Here is a 19,387-nt window from a genome sequence, read left to right on the forward strand (position 1 = left end):
TGTACAGTTTTTGGCACAATGGCAAAGTATTTGAAATAATACCGGCATTAATACTTACTTAAAAGATAGACACAACAATGAAAAAACTAACAAAATTAGCTGCTGCAGCTATAGTGGGTGTAGCACTTTTTATCGGAACAAATGCAAATGCACAATCAGATAGTAGACTACGTTTTGGAATAGCTGCAGAAGTTGGTGTACCTACCGGCGACGCATCTAATGGTTCAAACATTTATGCAGGTATAACTCCACGTTTGCAATATGGCGCTGACGAAGGATTAGCTTGGACCCTTACATCTGGTTTTTACAATTTCTTTGGAAAAAATTACACTGTTGGAAACACAACCTTTAAAGCTAAAGACGGCGGCTTAGTACCGGTTAAAGTTGGTGTTAAAGGGTTTTTTGCCGAAAATCTATACTTTGGTGCTGAAGCGGGTGCTGGTTTTGAAACTAATTCAGGTGGCAACACAAAATTGATCGTTGCTCCGGGTTTAGGTTATGCTAACGATAAGTGGGATATTTCTGCACGTTACGAAAACTTCTCTGGTCAAAGCAACAATTATGGCTTAGTAGGTTTGCGCGTAGCTTACGGGTTTAAATTGTAATAATAAGCATCTCTCACATTTACGCCTCCCGATTTTTCGGGGGGCGTTTTTTGTTTTAATGGATTGCGAAGGATTTTGCTGAATAACCCGTCTAAATTCGTAAATTTAAACGGATGAAAAATAGAATTGTATTACTTGCAGCGGCCCTGTTGTTCGCATCAGTTTTAAAAGCACAGCAACCGCCCCCGCCGGGTGGTATGCGCCTATCTCCGGAAGAAAGACTTAAAAGAGCTACCGAGCGTTTAGGAAAGGAACTTGCCCTTAAGCCTGACCAGAAACAGAAGCTTACAGCGGCTTTTAAAGATTTCTTTGCAAGTATGGAAAAGCTTCGTGGTGATGGGCCGCCACCACCGCCGCCGCCTCCGGGAAAGAAAGAAGACGTTGATAAATTGGTTGCAGCCCGCGATAAAAAACTAAAAACGATACTTACTGCCACGCAGTTTAAAAAGTACCAGCAAATAGAGAAGGAAATGCGGATGCGCAGACCGGGTGGTCCACCTGATGGAAGGGGAGGTCCTCCGCAAGGCCCGCCACCGCCGCCGAGGCAATAATCTATAAACGTAAACGCTATTGAGCTGCCTCAATGGCGTTTATTGTTAATACAGGTTTGTGTTATTTGAAGGAATATGATACATTTAATGCTTAAACCAATTAGGGCGTCTGTAACCTTAACGCAGGCCGCATTAGAAATTATTATGAAACGCACCGCACTTTTTATATTGCTTGTCTGCCTTTTTATGGACGCATCATACGCGCAGTTTGAGAAATACTCGTGGAAGATAATTGAAACAACCGGGAATTATATCCCACGCGAAGAGTGTGATTTTGTTGCGGTTAAAGACAAGTTCTATCTGCTTGGCGGGCGTGGGATAACCGACGTGAATATTTTCGACCCCAAAGCAAACACCTGGACTAACGGCGCAAAACCGCCCATAGAACTGAATCACTTTCAGGCGGTGGTTTATAAAGACGAAGTATATTTGTTGGGAGCCATGACGGGTCGTTATCCGCATGAACAGCCTGTTGCAAATATTTACATTTACACCCCTAAAACGGATACCTGGCGCACAGGTGACGAGATACCTGCCGACAGAAGGCGCGGATCTGGCGGGGTTGTGGTGTACAAGGATAAGTTTTATATGGTTACGGGCATATTAGATGGGCACTGGACCGGCAATGTTACCTGGTTTGATGAGTATGACCCGAAGACTGGCAAATGGACGAAACTGGCAGACGCACCTGCAGCGCGAGACCATGTACGGGCCGGGCTTATAGAAAACAAGTTGTATTTAATTGGCGGGCAACAATCCAACACTATGGAGAAGAAAGGGTTGACAGGTGTAGTTGCATCAGTTGATGTATTTGATTTTAAAACCGGAAAATGGAGCACAGAAACCGCCAAACTACCTACATTACGCGCCGGAAATACAACATTAGCTATAAAAAACGACCTGTTTATAATTGCCGGTGAAAGCGCCGCGCAACGTAAATCGCACAACGAAGTTGAAGTTTATAATGTTAAAACAGGTGTTTTTCGTACCATGCCACCATTGGTTGAGGGGCGCCATGCTGCCGGAGCGGTTGTTTACAAAAATAAAATTTACACGGTTGCAGGCGTGGGCAATTCGGGTGGTTCGCCGTTGTTAAAATCAATTGAGTTTTTTAGTGAGTGATATCTTGTTTTTATTTCCTTACACTAAGGTATACCAAAATAATATATAAGCTGAGCGGTTTTTATATCAATTGAATTTTCTGTGATCATTAATTGTCATCAATTTAGATATTTAATTTTTGCTTATTGCTGTTCATTCGCGATCAAACAATTCAATACCGGGAATTTTTGGTACACCAAATGGCGCACTTTTAGATACACTAAGCTATTTGCTATAAAGTTTTAAAAAGTTTAAAAGGGACGAGAAGCGTTTGCGCTCTATCCATACCCGACATTCTCGCGCCAGCGGGGGTAAAATCCTTTACACCCCAGACTTCAAACAACGAAGCGCGCAAAACCAGGTTAGCTGGGAGATCTACAACACTTCTTTATCTTAATCTTTTTTTTCCAATGCCTTTCTACTTTCCTTATATCTTCCAAAGAAACAATAAACGACGGTTTACCGTTCGTGTAAATCAATGTCCAGGAAAAACCATTAAAAGTATATACAACTTTAGATATCAGTGGTGAATTTTCAATATAAATTTTGTTATTTGTTGGTTCTTTCACATAAAAATATTTGTAGTTAAAATCGCCTTTATCCGGCTCAAGTATTTGTGTCAAAAGCATATGAATAGCGATGGCCTTTGTTGAATCTTCTATGTTACACAGTAACTTACTAAGTTTGTTTTTATCATGGATATTGAACAAGATCTTACCCTCATTGATTAGGTATACCTTTGCCACGAAATTTCCGTCGACAGAAACCGATTCCCAACCTAGTTTATTAATAAGGAAACAAGTAGAATCTATTTTAGCATTTTGATTTTGTGCAAATGCTGTATTTGTAAGCCATAGAAGGCATGCCAAATATCGGCACTTTATTGTCAACTGTGACAATATGGAAATTTTGTTGACACGTCTTTCATAATTAACCATCGAACTACTTCAACACCACCTGCGCCGTATTCCTACTCACCTGCTCCAATAAAACTGTTTTACCACGGCTTAAATATTTAAGCGTTGTTTCTCCGTAGTGCCTTACGGTTATTAAGGTCAAGCCGGTATTGTATCGTACTTTGTAGGCATCGTCAAAAACGGCTATTAACTTACCAAAGCTTTCCTCTTTATGGTCAATACAAATGCTAAAACTCAGCGCAGAGGTTTGCATAGTATTTACTTTGACGTTATTGGCGGCAAATCTGCCAAAAATGTCACTTAAATGATTCTCGGTTATAAAGGAATAATCTTTGGGAGATAGCGATAGCAATACCTGGTTCTGCTTTAAAATGATTACAGGCTTCTCAAAAACCGGGTTAACATTGCCGCCAATAACAGTACCCTGCGCTGTCGGATCGCCAAAAGGCTTAACCAGTAGCGGTATATTAGCATTTTGCAGCGGCTTAATGGTTTTTGGGTGAATGACTGTAGCGCCGTAATACGTCATTTCTATGGCTTCGTTATAGCTAAGCACATCAAACTTAACAGTGTCTTCAAAATATTTAGGATCAGCATTTAACACGCCCGGTACATCTTTCCAGGTGGTAACAGATTCTGCACCTAAACATGAAGCAAATATTGACGCGGTATAGTCTGATCCCTCGCGCCCTAATGTAGTTGTAAAATTCTCAGATGTCCCGCCTAAAAAGCCCTGGGTAATTACAAAACCTTTTTGAAGCAAAGCCGGTACATTTTTACTTATGCTCTCCCTGGTCTTATCCCATAATACCGTTCCCTCGCGATAGGTATTGTCTGTATGGATGTAGCCACGAACATCTAACCACTGCGTTTTTAATCCACTTTTATTTAAGTAGGCAGCCGCTATGCGTGTTGATACTAATTCGCCGATAGATACGATCTGATCATAAATGAAGTCGTAATCATCATGCGGTTCTTCTTCAATCATCCAGTCTATCTCAACAAAGGTGTTGGCCACTTCATCAAAAACAGGATGCGTAGCTTCAAACAGCTCGGCCATTATGATATAATGATATTGTTTTATGTCTTCAAACAGGCTATGCACATGCTCAGACCCATCAACATAAGCTTTGGTCAGCGCTTCTAAAGCGTTGGTGGTTTTACCCATTGCCGAAACCACAATCAGCAGTTGATTGTCTTTATACTGGTCAACCACGTTTGCCAGATTAGTAATACCTTTTGCATCCTTAACAGATGCGCCGCCGAATTTAAAAACGAGCATTATTTAAAGTATTGAATTATTGCCGTGTTAGGGCGTAAAAGTGATCTGTTTTTTTAACTTAATTATTTAGCAGTTTTTCTCTGGACACAGAAACGTTCAACCAGCCTGCTTCAATATTAGCCCCATACTTCTTATAAAAGTTAATGGCGGGTTCGTTCCAGTCAAGCACCTGCCAAACCGCACCGCTATATCCTTGTTTTTTGGTCTCATCCAATATCCGCTCAAGTAACATTTTACCTATGCCCTTGCCGCGCATGGTTTCTGTAACTAAAAGATCCTCCAGATACAAACGAAGGCCTTTCCATGTAGAAAAACGGATGTAATACAAGGCAAACCCAACTATCAGGCCATCCACTTCTGCAACGAAGGCCCGCCATACAGGTTTTTCGCCAAAACCGGCATCTTCAAATTCCTGCAAAGTAACGGTTACTTCCTCGGGAAATTTTTCAAAAACGGCAAGCTCATTCACCAGTTCCAGCAGGCGTGTGCAATCTTCTTTTACAGCATATCTCAGGTTTATTGTCATTGGTTATTAGTCATTTGGCATTAGTCATTGGTTATCAGTCATTAATGGAGGTGACCCGCTTTCTAAATAAATTCGAAATCGAACATCCGAAATCCGAAATCAAGATCAATTGTTTTTCCAGTGTTTTATTACGCGGCCTCCAAAAATTGTGCTGCCAACACGTATCATATTGCTTCCCTGTTCAATTGCTATTTCATAATCAGATGACATGCCCATGGATATGATGCTAAAGCTATTATCTTTTCGGAAAAAACTCTGCTTCAGCCCTTCAAAAAACGTCTTAAGCTCGTAAAACTCGTCTTTAAGTTGTTTCTCTTTATCTGTATTAGTGGCTATGCCCATAACCCCACGTATGCGGATGTTTTTTAGTTCGGCAAATTCATCGGCACGTAACAATTCAATCGCTTCATCAAAACCAAGGCCGAATTTAGTTTCCTCGTCTGCTATGTATACCTGTAGCAGGCAATCAATTACACGGTTGCTTTTTAATGCCTGTTTATTTATCTCCTGCAATAATTTTAGACTATCAACAGATTGTATCATGGATATAAACGGTGCGATATACTTTACCTTATTGCTTTGTAAATGGCCAATTAAATGCCATTCTATATCATTGGGCAATTGTTCTTGCTTCTCTACCAGTTCCTGCACCATATTCTCGCCAAAAACGCGTTGTCCTGCCTGGTAGGCTTCCATAACCTCGGCAGTAGTTTTAGTTTTTGATACAGCTACTAAAGCAACGTTTTGGCCGGCTATTTGGCTTTTTAAATTATTAATGTTATCGGCAATGCTCATTTATCGTAATTTTGTTCTTTTAAAACCGCTAAATTAAGTAATGCGCAAACATCTTATCTTGTTTTTTTTGGCTTTGTTTTTACTCGTTTCCTGCAAGGATGGTAAAACATCTGGTGATGTTATTGAAAAAGACAGAATGGTGCGTATATTATCAGAGGTTCACATAATTGATGGTACTATATCGCAACACGGTGCAAAGGATAGCCTTTATAAATATGGAACTAACCGCTACGGCCTGTTATTTAAAAAATATGGTGTAGACCCGGCTTTATTTAACAGAAGCGTAAAATATTATGCGGAAAGACCGGAGGAAATGACGGAGCTTTATGATAGCGTAGCCGTTTTATTGCAAATTACAAGTGATTCTCTGGATAAAATTCAGGCCAAAAAAATGCAGAATGAACTTAAGCAATTGCAGGAAAAAAATAACGCGGAGAATAAAAGGAGGGCTGACTCGATAAGCCGCGATTCAGCAAAAAAAGCTGCCCAACCCATTAAACTAAAAATAGATAGTCGAATTCATTAATAAATTGATGCTTTACCCGAATAATAGTATTGATAAGCTGGGTTTTACCGAGGTAAAGGAGTTGATAAAAGCGCATTGCCTGAGTGTTATGGGTCAGCAAATGGTTGACAAGATCCAGGTGATGAACAATTTTGACCTGATAAAGAAGTTTCTAAGTCAGGCAGGTGAGTTCAAAAGCATTTTGCTAAACGATGCCGCCCTGCCAATTCACCATTTTTTTGATATAAAATCATTAGCTAATAAAGCAAAACTGGAAGGCGCTTTTTTAACCGAGGAAGAGTTCTTTCAGGTACAGTCCTCGTTATCAACGGTGTTTGCGGTAATAGCATATTTTAATGAAAGGGAAGGGCAGTATCCTAACCTGGAAGCGCTGTTTGAGCATTTGCCTATTGAAAAGGCTATCCTGAAAAAGATAGAGCTGGTTATTGATCCAAAAGGGAAAATAAAGCCCAATGCTTCGCGAGATCTGGCTGATATCACATCAGGAATAGCCAAGGCAGAACAGGACGCCCGCAGAAAAATTGACCAGATATTTAAAAGCGCTTCATCAAACGGATGGACAGCCGATGGTTCCTTAACCATCAGAGACGGGCGGCTTTGTATTCCCTTATTGGCTGAAAACAAGCGCAAATTAAAAGGGTTTATTCACGATGAATCGGCATCAGGGCAAACCGTTTATATGGAGCCCGAAGAGGTTTTTACGCTGAATAACCTTATCCGCGACCTTGAATTTGAGCGCCGCCGCGAAATTGTGAAAATACTTACCGCCTTAACCAGCGAGTTAAGGCCGTATGTACCGCTCTTGCTATCCTACCATAGTTTGCTTACCAAATTGGATTTTGTTAGAGCCAAAGCACTTTTTGCTATAGATATTGAAGCAGACATGCCACAGGTGGTGAATGACGCTACACTTAAGTTAACTAATGCGCGCCACCCTTTACTGTTTTTAAACTTTAAAAAGGAAGGGAGAACAGTTGTTCCGCTTAATCTGAAGATTGACGACGGTACACGCATTGTTGTAGTGTCAGGACCTAACGCGGGTGGTAAATCTGTTTGTATGAAAACGGTAGGCTTACTGCAGATCATGGTGCAGTCTGGCCTGTTAATTCCGGCGGATGAAGCGAGCGAAGTAGGCGTATTCAAACAGTTTTTTGTTGATATTGGTGATGACCAATCGATCGAAAGCGATCTGAGTACTTACAGCGCGCACCTGTCAAAAATGAAAACCTTTGTTGAGCAGGCCAACGGCAGATCGTTAATATTGATAGACGAATTTGGTACAGGAACCGATCCGCAGTTTGGCGGACCGATAGCCGAAGCTGTATTAGAGTCGCTTAATAGTAAAAAGGTGCGCGGAATGGTTACTACGCACTACTCAAACCTAAAAATATTCGCCGGCAATACCGAGGGGATTGAGAACGCTTCTATGTTGTTTAACAATGTGGAAATGCAGCCGCTATACATTTTAGAAGTGGGTAAGCCGGGCAGTTCATACGCTTTTGAGATTGCTCAAAAGATTGGTTTGCCGCGCCAGGTGCTTGATCTGGCTAAAACCAAAATAAGCGCCGGACAAAAAAATGTGGATACCCTACTGGTTGGCCTGGAACGCGAGAAGAAGGAAATATTGGATACCCGTATTAAACTTGACCGCCAGCAAAAGCATGTAAACCTTTTATTGACAGAGAACGAAAAGCTGAAAAGCTATCTGGAAGAGAATAAAAAGGAACTGATACGAAAGGCAAAAGACGAGGCAAAAAACATCATTCTAAACGCCAATAAATTAGTTGAAAATACCATTGCCGAAATTAAAAGCAACAACGCAGATAAGGAGAAAACCCGCACACTGCGTGATAACCTGAGCCGCGAGCTGGAAAAGAACATTATAAAAGCGCCTGCACCAAAAGTTGCACCGGCTACTGATGAATTAAACGTTGGCGACTGGGTAAAGTTAACCGACTCGGAAACAACGGGGCAGGTAATGGAAATTGCCAGAGACAACATTATTATAGCCATAGGCGATCTTCGTACGGTAGCGAAAAGGAAAAGGGTGCAAAAAATCTCCAAATCAGCAGTGCCAAAAGAGATTCGCCGGAGTTTTAGTGCCCAGACAAGTGATCTGGCGAGTTTTAACCCGGAGATTGACGTACGGGGTATGCGCACCGAAGATGCAATAGCAGCCATAGAGCGCCTGTTTGATCGCGCCCTGATGATGGGTTACGGCAGTTTAAAAATATTGCACGGCAAAGGCGATGGCATATTACGCAAAATGATAAGGCAATACCTAAAGAAATATGATCAGGTTGACCGGCTGGAAGATGAACATGCCGACAGGGGCGGGGATGGAATAACTTACGTCTACTTGAAATAGAAAAAAGCTTTTTTTTAAATAAAATACAACCAAGCAAATTATTGCTCCGTATAACCTGTGAAAGAAACAGTGTAATATGCAATTTTCTGACAAAGATCATTATTCTGAAGTACCTGCAGGCGTTAAAATTCTGAACTGGGCGGTAGCTATCCTGATAGTTGTTGATCTGTTATGGATCATTTTTTAATAAAAAAACAAAGCCTGATAATTGCGTTACCAGGCGTCGCTTTTTATTATGACGTTTGATTAGCCAGCGCTTATAGAACCTCCGCTTTGTGTAACAACTGTTGTTGTTGTAAAAGTAGTTGACGTTTTATTTCCTTTATTATAAGTGCCACTCATAAACAGGCCATTAAAGTTTACTGTTGATCCCGACACGCTTCCTTCTGTGTAAACGTTATAAACAGTTCCGGCTTTTAGCTTAGCAGATGCAAATAATAAGGTGGTGTAATTTTTAGGAGCCTGAAAAGTTAAGGCTTCAACGCCATCTGCCGACTCGATATGTACTATTTGGTTGGCGTTTGCCCCGCTCATAACCAAAGCGCGAACAGTTGAAGTAGTGCTTGGCGCGCTGGTAGCGCCACCTGTTGCTACTAAAATACCACCTGTTATTTTCAGTACATGTGCATCACAATCAATTCCGGCTTCGGGAGCAATAGAGCCAATGGCTACCAGTTTGCCACCGGTCATGGTAAATGTTCCGTTTGAATCAACAGCGTCATTACCAAGACTTGATGCATAAATACTGCCCCCGTTTATGTAAACCGCTGTGCCGGCATTTATACCGTCGTCTTGTGATACAAGCTTAACATCGCCCTTATTTATAGTTACGGCCGCCAAACTTTCTAGCGCTTCGCCAACTGAAGTAACGGTTAATGCACCGCCGTTAATATTCAAATAAGGGACAACTAACGGATCAGTACCCGAATAATCCAATGTAATTCCTTTATCATCAGCATTAATAGTGGTATTCCCGTTGTTGAAAATTGCAAAGCCTTGTTCTACCTGAAGTCCGTCATCTTTAGCGGTTATTTTTACAACTCCGCCATCCACAACAAAATAATCGTTGGCATGTATACCATCGCCTTTGGCGTTTACTACCGTTACGTTGCCGCTACGGATGCGGATGTGGTCATCGCTTACAATACCATGCTTGTTGTTGCCGGTAATTTGTACACTACCCGTACCGCTAAATACTATTTGCCCTTCAGAAAATACGGTGCCTTTGGCATCTTCCGAGCCTATTTTCTTATACGTTGTTCCGTCAATAAGTGTATTTGTAGTGCCGGCGGCCAATACAATAAATGCCGTTTTTTCTGATTGGATGTTTATAGCAGGTCCGTCATCATTGGTAATGCTCGCGTTGTTTAGGGTAAGCTTAAACTTAAAATCGCTGTAAATTCTAAGCGAGCCGTTGGTGGTTGTACCTGTAACTGTATATTCAACATTGTCCACGGTAGAACGTATAACCAGGTCTGCGCCACTTTGCAGTATAGATACGCCTGTAACAAGCGGATTGGTAACAGTAGCGGTAGTTCCGTTCATGGTAATTGCTACGTTGCTTGTAAAGGTTGCATTCTCCACCAGATCACCAGGTTCCGCCCCAACAGCTGTTGAGCCTTCCGCTGTCCCTTTGGTAATTCCGGTACTGTCAATAACAGCGGTTGTTGATACGGGTGGTGTTGGCGTTTCGCCGCCGGAGCTCCCTTTTTTGCAGCTGACAAGCGCGGTAAACAAAAGTGTTATTAATGCAAGCGTAAGGTTTGTAGAAATTTTGTTCATAATAATAGTTTGAACAAAAATAAGCAATTATAAACCCTTGGTGCTAAACCGATTGATAAATTAACGTAACATTAATAATAAAAACATACGGAATTAACATTGGCCCTTAAAAGCCAAAAAACGCTCACTAATCAGCTTATCAATATATTTTCGCTGAATTTTTGGGAAACGGTAACGTTATCACCCTCATTGATCTTTATCACCAAAGATCCGTCGTAACTTATCTTTTCAATCACCTTTATTTGAGAGTTAATTCCGATGCCCAGCTTAACCAGGTATTGCAAAAAAGCGGTACTCGTATCCCGTACGGCCGCAACCCTGCAGTTAGCACCCGTTTTGGCATCTGATAACGTAACGGTGTAAGTTTTAGGGAGCTTGCCGCTAGCGGTAGGTATAGGATCGCCATGCGGGTCGTACTCGGGGAAGCCTAAAAACTTATCCAGCCTGTCAGCCAGTGTAGCATCGCTTATGTGTTCCAGCTCTTCGGCTATGTCGTGTATCTCGTCCCAGTGATAGCCCAGTTTCTCCAACAGAAAAACCTCCCACAAACGATGCTTGCGCATTATCAGTATAGAATCTTTTAAGCCCTGTTGGGTTAGGCGCGCGCCCTTTTTCTTATCATATTCTATCAGGTTTTTATCCGTCAGCTTTTTTATCATATCAATTACCGATGCTGCATTGTTACCCAATGCTTCGGCGATAGCAGTAGCTGTTATTTTCTCATCAGATTTTTGCGACAGTCTGAGAATGGCCTTAAGATAATTCTCTTCTGATAGTGTGTTCATCTTTTTTTTGGTTTACCCAAAACTATGTAAAATAATTTTAGTTAAATAAAATTAGGTATACCTAATTTTATTTATTTGTTTTGCAATATAATTTAATTTAGAAATGTTTAATACTTTGTTCAGGGTTTGTTTTGTATTGTTAACTATATGTTCGGCTATGGTAAAGGCCCAAACGGGTAGCATAAGCGGTAAGGTTGTTGTTAAAGATCAACCACTTGCAGCTGCATCTGTAAAGATAACAGGTACTTCAATCGGTATAAAAACAGATGAGAATGGATATTTCCGGTTAAATAATATATCCCCGGGCCAACATGAACTGCAGGTTTCGGCAATAGGTTACGCATCACAAAAGCAATGGGTAAAAGTTATGGCCGAATCTTCATCTGAGTTAACTATTGCCCTAACACCTGTTGAAACCAACCTGAACGAGGTAGTAATAACCGGTGTAACACGAGCCACGCAAATACGCAATAATCCTGTGCCTATAGCAGTAATGAATAGTAGGGCCATCAACAGTCAGGCTAACACTAATATAGTTGATGCCATCACCCGCAGCATCCCCGGTGTTAGCGCGGTAACTACCGGACCAAATATTTCTAAACCTTTTATAAGGGGATTGGGGTATAACCGCGTTTTAACTTTGTATGACGGCGTTAGGCAGGAGGGGCAGCAATGGGGGGATGAGCACGGTATTGAGATAGACCAGTTCGGCATAAGCAGGGTAGAGGTAATTAAGGGCCCAGCCAGCTTAACCTACGGTTCTGATGCTTTGGCAGGGGTAATTAACATGATACCTGATGTGGTTTACAAAGACGATAACAAATTACACGGCGATATAAGCACAGAGGCGCACACTAACAACGGCAGTTTAGGGGCATCATTGGGCCTCAATTATAAAAATGGCGATTGGAAGTATAGCGCGAGAAGCTCAGTGAAACGCGCTCATGATTACCGCAATAGTGTGGATGGCTTTGTTTACAATACAGGTTTTAACGAGCTTAATTTATCTGCAATGGCTAAGGTAGATAAACAGTGGGGAGCGTTTAAAATAGCTGCAAACTTATATAACAACCAACAGGAGATACCCGATGGCAGCCGCGATCAGTTTAGCCGCCGCTTTACAAAACAGGTTGATGAAGCGGGTACTGACGATATCACCAACCGGCCTATTGTTAGCGATGCTGAATTGCGATCGTATAAACTTTCACCTTTGTATCAGCATATACAACACTACCGCGTTTACACACACGGTGTATTAAATGTGGGGCAGGGAAATATAGACGCGCTTTTTGCCGTTCAGCAAAGCGTGCGCAGAGAGTATAACCATCCCACAGCTCCTGAGCAGCCGGGCCTGTATGTTGTGTTAAATACGCTCAATTATGATATCAAATATAACCTTCCTGAATTGCAGGGCTGGGAGGCCACTATCGGGTTAAATGGGATGTTTCAGGGCAACAGGAGCAAAAACGGTACAGCCTTCCCGATACCGGATTATAACCTTTTTGATGCCGGAACTTACGTGCTGGTTAAGAAAAAAATAGGTGATTTTAATGTTTTAGGTGGCTTGCGCTACGATAACCGGAATATTAACTGGAACGATTTTTACGTTGGGACGAACGCTGCCACGGGCTTTGAGAGGAAGGGCACAGCAGCAGATATCGCGGCAGGAGCACCTCTTCAATTTCCGGCTTTCTCTAAAGTATATCACGGCATCTCCGGGAGTGCAGGGCTTACCTATAATATAACAGAACGCGTTTTGTTAAAAGCTAACATAGCAAGGGGTTACCGTGCGCCTAATATTACCGAGATAGGCTCAAACGGTCTGGACCCCGGCGCGCATATAGTTTACCTGGGCAACCGCACCTTCGCGCCGGAATTTAGCTTACAGCAGGACCTTGGTTTCGCGGCTTATTTGAAAAATGTTGATATATCTGCCGAAGTGTTTAATAACAACATTACCAATTATATATTTCAATCTAAGTTAACAGACGCGGCAGGCAACCCGGTTATTATTGTGCCCGGTAATACCACCTACCAGTACCAACAGGCCGCCGCAAGGCTGTGTGGTGCAGAGTTAACGGTTAACCTGCATCCGCAGCAGCAAAAATGGCTTAACTTTAATAACAGCGTTGCTTATATAAGGGGAGTGAAGAATGGCGCGAATGGCACCCCTGCAGAATATCTGCCGCTTATCCCGCCACTACACGCGCGTTCTGAAATAAAGGCGATGATCAACAACTTCTACATAAAAGCCGCTGCAGATATGTACGCCACTCAAAACCGCTTTTACGCTACTGATGATACTGAAACGGCTACGCCAGGCTACAGCTTATTTAGCTTAGGTACCGGCATCACCGTGAAAAATAAAGCTGATAAAACAGTGTTTGAGCTGTCTGTAATGGCCGATAATATTTTTGATAAAGCCTATCAATCGCACCTTAACCGGTTAAAGTATTTTGAGTATTACCAAACATCACCAAATGGCCGGTATGGCATTTATAATATGGGGAGGAATGTTAGTTTCAGGCTTACGGTACCGTTTTAGAAGAACGTGGGGTGTTGCAGAAAAACAGGCAACAGTTTGCAACACTTGCAACAGTGTTTTTTGTACCTTATTGATTATAAGATTTTTATAAATATTAAATGTTTAAACATGCAACGATTTGCAACAGACGTATAAGTCAGAGAGGTTAGCTGTAAATAATTGCTATGTAATTCATTATTAGCATATTAAAAAATAAAAAAATTGTGCGCTTTTTTGGTATGGCTTGCAACAACCTATTGCTGTAAAATAAAGATAATGAGGCACGGCCAGGATTGGTTTTAATGTGGTTTAGGCACAAGTTGTCATTTCCCGCTTGCCCGGCCGGGAAACTTTGCGCCAGGGGGATTAGCCAGGCGAGGATACTATTTAGTTCTTTTTACAAACTCAAAACTCTTTGAAAAATAGTTTTTGTAAACCTTATATGATGAATCAAGATACACAACCTTCAATCTATATCGTTTATGTCCAAATTGCCACGGAGCTAAGATTTTTCTCAAAGGCAGGCTTATTATTTTTTTTTGTTGGGGCTTAATGTCGTTGATGAGCGCAGTTTTTTCCAGCGGTCGGGTGATGTCAATAGCTATACCACTCCAGCCATCGTCGTCACAACACTCTATGCCAATATAACAACCGTACTTATTGTTGCGGTCGTGATTTACAATGGCAAATTTGATATTTTGATTTTTATCATACTTTGCCGCCAAACCCTCAATTTCTATTATGTTATTATCGCTTTGTAAAGACAACAGTAACAACAGAAGGATAAATAAGCTTTTCATAATCGTCTCTATTTAATATTTTTCCGTCCCTGCAGCGTCTCCTGTAAGCGACCCTGCGGAGCACAATTCCATAGTTGTTAAAAGGCACGAGAAGCGTTTGCGCTTTTACCCTACCCGACATTCTCGCGCCAGCGGAGGGGGATATTATTTGGTTTTTTTTACCAACTGAAAACTCTTTGAAAAGTAATTTTTGTAAACCTTGTATGATGAATCAAGATACACAACCTTTAATCTATATAGTCTAAATCCAAATTGTCTTACATCTAAGATTTTTCTTAAAGGCAGGCTTATCGTTTTTTTTTGTTGGGGCTTAATGTCGTTGATGAGCGAAGATTTTGACAGTGGTCGGGTGATGTCAGTGACTAACCCTCGCCAGCCATCGTCGTCACAATACTCCATGCCGATAAAATAACCGTATTTGTTGTTGTGGTCATGATTAACTATGGCAAATTCGATATTTTGATTTTTATCATATTTTGCCGCCAAACCCTCAATTTTTATTACGCTATTATCGCTTTGTAGAGGCAACAGTAACAACAGGGGAATAAATAAGCTTTTCATAATCGACTCTATTTAACACCATTTCGTTATTCGGCAAGCCTGGAGGCTTGCCGGGCGGGATTAACAGTAGCTAAGGTCGGGGTAATTAATTACGCTGCAACCTCGGCCGCTTATTAAATGTTTTGGGTGGATATTTTGGTCGGCTTGGGGCTTTCTTTTGTTGGTCTTCTTCTACAATATTCAATAGTAAATCACGTCCGGCAATTTGGGTTCCGTTTAGTGCTTCCATAGCCTGTTCTGCTCCGGCACGGTCAGTAACTTCTAAAAAAGCATAGCCTTTGCAAATTTTTGTTTTTTTGTCGCGTACAATTTTTATTGTCTGTACATCAGCATAAAGGGCAACCCGCTGCACAATTTCCATCTCCGTCATATCAAGCGGAAAGCCGCCTATAAATAATTTAACCATTACTATTGTTTGAAAACTTTATAACCTAAAGATATACATTTTGTTTTATTAATATTCCCACACACTTTCATAGCCGCCCAGGTTTTCTGCATAGGCAATAAGCTCAGCATAAAAAGGAGTTTGCGCAAGCGTAGCGCTATCGCCCACCATTACAAGCTTAAGCCTGGCGCGGGTCATGGCAACGTTCATGCGGCGGTAGTCGTTCAGAAAGCCTATAACGTTGCTGCTATTGCTCCGCGTAAGCGATATATATATCACATCGCGCTCCTGGCCCTGAAAGCCATCAACTGTATTTACCTCTGCCGCATTTCCGGCTAACAACTCTTTTAATAAATTAACCTGCTCTTTATAGGGGGCAATAACAGCTATGCTCAGGGCCGCAGGGTAATCCATTGCTACAATATGCCTGACTATAAACGCAGCTTCCTCCGGGTTAATTGTGCTGGTTCCTTCGCTTTGCTCTTCATAACCTGCGCCCGCGGTATCTATAAAAGTAAATGGCTTATCGTTGTAATTTAAAACACGGTTAGCCACACCTGGGTGTGCAACCAACCTATTCTCATAAAACTTTACCGATGAAAAACCCATTATCCGGCTGTTCATGCGGTATTGTTCTTCCAGCAAGGTAACAGCGTGTGGTTGGAGTGTCGCGCATTTTTCTAACAGGGTAGTGCTCAGGCCCTTTTGCTGCGACTTTACAGTAGGAGGGAGTTGCAGGTGATCGCCGGCCATAACAAGGCGCTGCGCCTTTAAAATAGGGATCCAGGCGGCGGGTTCCAACGCTTGCCCGGCCTCGTCAATTACAACGGTGTTAAATTTTAAGTTTTTTATGGTGTAATGGTTGGCTCCAACCAGGGTAGCTGTAATAACCTGCGCTTTGCTTATCACATCATCGCTTATAAACTCCTCTATTTTGGTCGCGTCGCGCGTAATACGATGGGCCTCATCAAATAAGGCTTTACGTTGCTCACGCTCTGCTTTGCCGAAGTTACGCTTGTACTTATGCGCCATGTTTTTAAACTCCGACGCGTTCTTTTTTAGCTTTTTTACATCCTTTATCTGGCTGTGCTCTGCCATGCGGCTTTCCAAAGTAAGGCGCTGCAAACGCTCTGTTACCCTTACCGGATTGCCTATACGCAGTACATTTAAACCATTTTCATCCAGTTTTTCGCTTAGTAGATCAACCGCGGTATTGCTGGGCGCAACAACCAGTATTTGCGGCTCCCCCCGCTCAACCAATACCGTAATAGCGGCTACAAGGGTAGTGGTTTTGCCTGTTCCAGGCGGACCGTGTACAATGGCCAGATCCCGAGATCCTATAATGTTGGCAATAGCGTTTTGCTGGGATGTGTTTAAGGCAGCATTTGTGTAGGGTATCCGGGCTATCGCAGCATTTTCACTTCTTGTAAGCACTTTAATTAAATGGCTGTCTGTTTTTTCAGCCTGTTTAAGGGCGGCCTGCATTTCGTTGTAACTGTGGTTATCAAACAGCAGGTCAACGCCCAATTTGCCATCGCTTGCCCAATCGGGTAGTTCTTCCGTTAGCAGCGTGATCCGCATACGATCAGCGCCAACATAGGTAACGTTTCCATTCAGCCGGTCGGCATTATCATGATTAGAAAACAAAGCGACAGAGCTGCCGAAACGCAGTTGATGGGGTAGGTCTTTATGGGTAGTGCGCTCAACTTCTATGCTCAGATAATCGCCACGTGTTGGTTCGGTATTGCGTATGGCAATAGGGTACCAGCACAGCCCTAATGCCCGGCGCTGTGCCGCGCCGGTGCCTGCTGTAAGGCTCGCAAAAGCCGTCTCATCAGCAGAACGCTCAATGGCCAGTAAATCTAAAAGCGCTTTAAAGTAACTCATAAAACAAGGGCGCAAGTATAGGTAAAAAATGAATTCTGTATTCAATACAGAAATTTATGCGAGCCATAAAATAGATTGAAAATTTTTCAATATTTTATCTAATATTTCTTTAAAATATTTATAATCAAATTATTGTAATATTTACTTATACTAAAACTTTAAATTTTAAAATACCTCTGTTATTCAGTAATTTTGATGTTGTAACATTTATTTATTATGGAAATAGGGATAGATAGTTTTGCATCGGCCATGTATGGCTCCAACCATTTAAGCAGCGTTGATGCCATGGCGCAACTGTTGGAGCGCATTAAACTGGCCGACGAGGCAGGTCTGGCGGTATTCGGAATTGGCGAGCATCATAAAAAACAATTCCTTGATTCTGCCACCGCTGTTATACTGGCTGCTGCCGCCGCACAAACAAAAAATATACGTTTAACCAGCGCGGTAACCGTGCTTAGCGCTGCCGATCCCGTGCGCATTTATCAAAGCTTCGCCACGCTTGATCTGATCTCAAAAGGCCGGGCAGAGATAGTGGTGGGACGAGGATCATCTATAGAAGCATACCCATTATTCGGTTTTAATTTAAATGATTACGACGCGCTTTTTAAAGAAAAACTGGATCTGCTTTTGCAAATAAGAGATAATGAGTTTATCACCTGGCAAGGCAGGTTCAGGGCGCCATTAGATAATCTGCCTGTTTACCCCAGGGCATTGCAGTCCAACCTACCCATATGGTTAGGCGTTGGTGGCACACCCGCGTCATTTGCGCGTGCCGGTACGTTGGGGCTGCCGTTAATGGTGGCAATTATTGGTGGCGATACCCATCGGTTTAAACCATTGGTTGACCTTTACCGCGAGGCGGGACAACGCGCCGGTTTTACGCCTGAACAATTAAAAGTAGGATTGCATTCACCGGGCTATGTGTCTGACAATAATGAGCAGGCGGTTGAGGAGTATTATCCGGGTTATGCAGAGCTTTGGACAAAACTGGGTAAGGAGCGTGGCTGGCCACCTGTAACAAGGCCGCATTTTGATTCGTTGATAGCGCCAACTGGTGTGCTGGTTGTTGGCGGGCCAGAGCGCGTTGCCGAAAAGTTATTGCGCCACAGCGAGGCATTAGGCGGGGTTGACCGTTTTACTTTTCAAATGGATAACGCGGGGTTAACGCACAAGCAATTGATGAGATCTATTGAATTGATAGGCGAGAAGGTAATACCGCTAGTAAATGCTTAGCGGTACATCCAAACGGTGTAATCCTGGTCGTCGTAATCGTCTTTAAGTATAACGGTATTGCTTAATGTTCGGCAATAAACTATTATTATCTCCGGCTCATACGATACCAGTAACCCGCTGCCGGGTACATATTTCAAAAGATTGAATGCCAGCCCCGCTTTGCAGCTTTCAAATAATCTGCTTATCGCTTTAAAAATATACCCCGAATCGTTGCTGCCATAATTGAGTGAGCCGCTGGCGAAAACATAATCGACTACAGGCAGATCGGCATTCATGAAATTGCGGGCTATGAATGTAACGCTCGGCAGGTGCCCATATCTATTTTTAGCTTCTTCCATTAGTTCGGGTATTTGCTCAACACCATAATAATGTGCAGGTTGGTTATCCGTTGTCAGAAATACCAGGAGATCGGCGTAGCCGCAGCCGGCATCTAAAATGGTTTTGCCCTTTAAGTCGGCTATACCCGTTAATGCTTCAAAACGTATTTGCTGATCATTGTAATTTAGCCAACCCAGCGCCAGGCTGCTTTCACTGCCATGCAATGCGGCCATGTTGCGATGGTAGTTGAATACCGCGCCCGAATCGTCTAAAGAGTGCATACTTCAAACTTAATAAAAATAGCCGTTTGCATAAGGCGGGTACCCGCATAATACATGGCTAATTAAATACATAGCACTTATTGTGCTTGCTTATTATATATATTTGATAGGTTTTCCAATTATAACCACAATCCTTTTTTCTGGTTTTTAAACGCCTGCA

17 protein-coding genes are annotated in these 19,387 nt (G+C 42.3%); 7 read left to right on the plus strand and 10 right to left on the minus strand.

Annotation, left to right across the window (positions count from 1 at the left end; all coding sequences use genetic code 11):
- Window positions 1–77 precede the first annotated feature (77 nt).
- From ACFQZS_RS02710 to ACFQZS_RS02720, 3 genes are all read left to right on the plus strand, one after another.
- The gene (locus tag ACFQZS_RS02710) at window positions 78–605 is read left to right on the plus strand and encodes a hypothetical protein (RefSeq protein ID WP_377097056.1); all 528 of its coding nucleotides are present in this window, start codon (window positions 78–80) and stop codon (window positions 603–605) included.
- 113 nt (window positions 606–718) lie between these two features.
- On the plus strand, window positions 719–1,156 hold the full coding sequence (locus tag ACFQZS_RS02715) for a hypothetical protein (protein ID WP_377097058.1): 438 nt from the start codon (window positions 719–721) through the stop codon (window positions 1,154–1,156).
- A gap of 144 nt (window positions 1,157–1,300) precedes the next feature.
- On the plus strand, window positions 1,301–2,278 hold the full coding sequence (locus ACFQZS_RS02720; RefSeq protein WP_377097059.1) for a Kelch repeat-containing protein: 978 nt from the start codon (window positions 1,301–1,303) through the stop codon (window positions 2,276–2,278).
- 921 nt (window positions 2,279–3,199) lie between these two features.
- Here ACFQZS_RS02720 and ACFQZS_RS02725 read toward each other — a convergent pair.
- From ACFQZS_RS02725 to ACFQZS_RS02735, 3 genes are all read right to left on the minus strand, one after another.
- A complete protein-coding gene (locus tag ACFQZS_RS02725; protein WP_377097060.1) occupies window positions 3,200–4,456 on the minus strand; it encodes an aspartate kinase in 1,257 nt (418 codons plus the stop codon).
- Window positions 4,457–4,514: 58 nt separating this feature from the next.
- Complete coding sequence (locus ACFQZS_RS02730) at window positions 4,515–4,982, minus strand: GNAT family N-acetyltransferase (protein WP_377097062.1); 468 nt, start codon at window positions 4,980–4,982, stop codon at window positions 4,515–4,517.
- A gap of 105 nt (window positions 4,983–5,087) precedes the next feature.
- Window positions 5,088–5,777, minus strand: a complete 690-nt coding sequence (locus ACFQZS_RS02735) for a YggS family pyridoxal phosphate-dependent enzyme (protein WP_377097064.1) — start codon at window positions 5,775–5,777, stop codon at window positions 5,088–5,090.
- A gap of 40 nt (window positions 5,778–5,817) precedes the next feature.
- On the opposite strand from ACFQZS_RS02735, the gene ACFQZS_RS02740 reads away from it, so the two are divergent.
- Both ACFQZS_RS02740 and ACFQZS_RS02745 read left to right on the plus strand, forming a co-directional pair.
- Window positions 5,818–6,303: a DUF4296 domain-containing protein gene (locus tag ACFQZS_RS02740; protein WP_377097066.1), complete on the plus strand. Its 486-nt coding sequence runs from the start codon at window positions 5,818–5,820 to the stop codon at window positions 6,301–6,303.
- Window positions 6,304–6,310: 7 nt separating this feature from the next.
- Window positions 6,311–8,671 (plus strand): endonuclease MutS2, encoded by a 2,361-nt coding sequence (locus tag ACFQZS_RS02745; protein ID WP_377097068.1) that lies wholly within the window; start codon window positions 6,311–6,313, stop codon window positions 8,669–8,671.
- Between the two features lie 246 nt (window positions 8,672–8,917).
- Here the strand turns inward: ACFQZS_RS02745 and ACFQZS_RS02750 are convergent, their stop codons facing one another.
- Window positions 8,918–10,453 (minus strand): carbohydrate-binding domain-containing protein, encoded by a 1,536-nt coding sequence (locus tag ACFQZS_RS02750; RefSeq protein WP_377097070.1) that lies wholly within the window; start codon window positions 10,451–10,453, stop codon window positions 8,918–8,920.
- A gap of 131 nt (window positions 10,454–10,584) precedes the next feature.
- A complete protein-coding gene (locus ACFQZS_RS02755) occupies window positions 10,585–11,238 on the minus strand; it encodes a metal-dependent transcriptional regulator (RefSeq protein ID WP_377097072.1) in 654 nt (217 codons plus the stop codon).
- Window positions 11,239–11,395: 157 nt separating this feature from the next.
- Between ACFQZS_RS02755 and ACFQZS_RS02760 the strand changes: the two genes are divergently transcribed.
- Complete coding sequence (locus tag ACFQZS_RS02760) at window positions 11,396–13,783, plus strand: TonB-dependent receptor (protein WP_377097074.1); 2,388 nt, start codon at window positions 11,396–11,398, stop codon at window positions 13,781–13,783.
- Between the two features lie 362 nt (window positions 13,784–14,145).
- Here the strand turns inward: ACFQZS_RS02760 and ACFQZS_RS02765 are convergent, their stop codons facing one another.
- The 4 genes from ACFQZS_RS02765 to ACFQZS_RS02780 form a co-directional block, all read right to left on the minus strand.
- Window positions 14,146–14,562 (minus strand): hypothetical protein, encoded by a 417-nt coding sequence (locus tag ACFQZS_RS02765; protein WP_377097076.1) that lies wholly within the window; start codon window positions 14,560–14,562, stop codon window positions 14,146–14,148.
- Between the two features lie 144 nt (window positions 14,563–14,706).
- Window positions 14,707–15,123: a hypothetical protein gene (locus ACFQZS_RS02770; RefSeq protein WP_377097078.1), complete on the minus strand. Its 417-nt coding sequence runs from the start codon at window positions 15,121–15,123 to the stop codon at window positions 14,707–14,709.
- An 85-nt stretch (window positions 15,124–15,208) separates the two neighbouring features.
- The gene (locus ACFQZS_RS02775; RefSeq protein ID WP_377097079.1) at window positions 15,209–15,529 is read right to left on the minus strand and encodes an RNA recognition motif domain-containing protein; all 321 of its coding nucleotides are present in this window, start codon (window positions 15,527–15,529) and stop codon (window positions 15,209–15,211) included.
- Window positions 15,530–15,577: 48 nt separating this feature from the next.
- Window positions 15,578–17,395, minus strand: coding sequence for an AAA domain-containing protein (locus ACFQZS_RS02780; protein ID WP_377097081.1), 1,818 nt, complete (start codon window positions 17,393–17,395; stop codon window positions 15,578–15,580).
- Between the two features lie 216 nt (window positions 17,396–17,611).
- On the opposite strand from ACFQZS_RS02780, the gene ACFQZS_RS02785 reads away from it, so the two are divergent.
- Window positions 17,612–18,628, plus strand: a complete 1,017-nt coding sequence (locus ACFQZS_RS02785) for an LLM class flavin-dependent oxidoreductase (RefSeq protein ID WP_377097083.1) — start codon at window positions 17,612–17,614, stop codon at window positions 18,626–18,628.
- Here ACFQZS_RS02785 and ACFQZS_RS02790 read toward each other — a convergent pair.
- A complete protein-coding gene (locus tag ACFQZS_RS02790) occupies window positions 18,625–19,227 on the minus strand; it encodes a class I SAM-dependent methyltransferase (RefSeq protein WP_377097085.1) in 603 nt (200 codons plus the stop codon). The genes ACFQZS_RS02785 and ACFQZS_RS02790 overlap by 4 nt on opposite strands.
- Window positions 19,228–19,387: the final 160 nt, after the last annotated feature.

Origin of the sequence: Mucilaginibacter calamicampi (genome assembly GCF_042676765.1) — a bacterium.
GTDB classification, from domain to species: Bacteria; Bacteroidota; Bacteroidia; order Sphingobacteriales; family Sphingobacteriaceae; genus Mucilaginibacter; species Mucilaginibacter calamicampi.

Excerpts from the sequence above, each read along its gene's own strand:
- ACFQZS_RS02765 (WP_377097076.1), bottom strand. The coding sequence starts at position 14,562 with ATGAAAAGCTTATTTATCCTTCTGTTGTTACTGTTGTCTTTACAAAGC.
- ACFQZS_RS02770 (WP_377097078.1), bottom strand. The coding sequence starts at position 15,123 with ATGAAAAGCTTATTTATTCCCCTGTTGTTACTGTTGCCTCTACAAAGC.
- ACFQZS_RS02740 (WP_377097066.1), top strand. The coding sequence starts at position 5,818 with ATGCGCAAACATCTTATCTTGTTTTTTTTGGCTTTGTTTTTACTCGTT.
- ACFQZS_RS02725 (WP_377097060.1), bottom strand. The coding sequence starts at position 4,456 with ATGCTCGTTTTTAAATTCGGCGGCGCATCTGTTAAGGATGCAAAAGGT.
- ACFQZS_RS02715 (WP_377097058.1), top strand. The coding sequence starts at position 719 with ATGAAAAATAGAATTGTATTACTTGCAGCGGCCCTGTTGTTCGCATCA.
- ACFQZS_RS02750 (WP_377097070.1), bottom strand. The coding sequence starts at position 10,453 with ATGAACAAAATTTCTACAAACCTTACGCTTGCATTAATAACACTTTTG.
- ACFQZS_RS02720 (WP_377097059.1), top strand. The coding sequence starts at position 1,301 with ATGAAACGCACCGCACTTTTTATATTGCTTGTCTGCCTTTTTATGGAC.
- ACFQZS_RS02780 (WP_377097081.1), bottom strand. The coding sequence starts at position 17,395 with ATGAGTTACTTTAAAGCGCTTTTAGATTTACTGGCCATTGAGCGTTCT.
- ACFQZS_RS02775 (WP_377097079.1), bottom strand. The coding sequence starts at position 15,529 with ATGGTTAAATTATTTATAGGCGGCTTTCCGCTTGATATGACGGAGATG.
- ACFQZS_RS02760 (WP_377097074.1), top strand. The coding sequence starts at position 11,396 with ATGGTAAAGGCCCAAACGGGTAGCATAAGCGGTAAGGTTGTTGTTAAA.
- ACFQZS_RS02745 (WP_377097068.1), top strand. The coding sequence starts at position 6,311 with ATGCTTTACCCGAATAATAGTATTGATAAGCTGGGTTTTACCGAGGTA.
- ACFQZS_RS02785 (WP_377097083.1), top strand. The coding sequence starts at position 17,612 with ATGGAAATAGGGATAGATAGTTTTGCATCGGCCATGTATGGCTCCAAC.
- ACFQZS_RS02710 (WP_377097056.1), top strand. The coding sequence starts at position 78 with ATGAAAAAACTAACAAAATTAGCTGCTGCAGCTATAGTGGGTGTAGCA.
- ACFQZS_RS02735 (WP_377097064.1), bottom strand. The coding sequence starts at position 5,777 with ATGAGCATTGCCGATAACATTAATAATTTAAAAAGCCAAATAGCCGGC.
- ACFQZS_RS02755 (WP_377097072.1), bottom strand. The coding sequence starts at position 11,238 with ATGAACACACTATCAGAAGAGAATTATCTTAAGGCCATTCTCAGACTG.
- ACFQZS_RS02790 (WP_377097085.1), bottom strand. The coding sequence starts at position 19,227 with ATGCACTCTTTAGACGATTCGGGCGCGGTATTCAACTACCATCGCAAC.
- ACFQZS_RS02730 (WP_377097062.1), bottom strand. The coding sequence starts at position 4,982 with ATGACAATAAACCTGAGATATGCTGTAAAAGAAGATTGCACACGCCTG.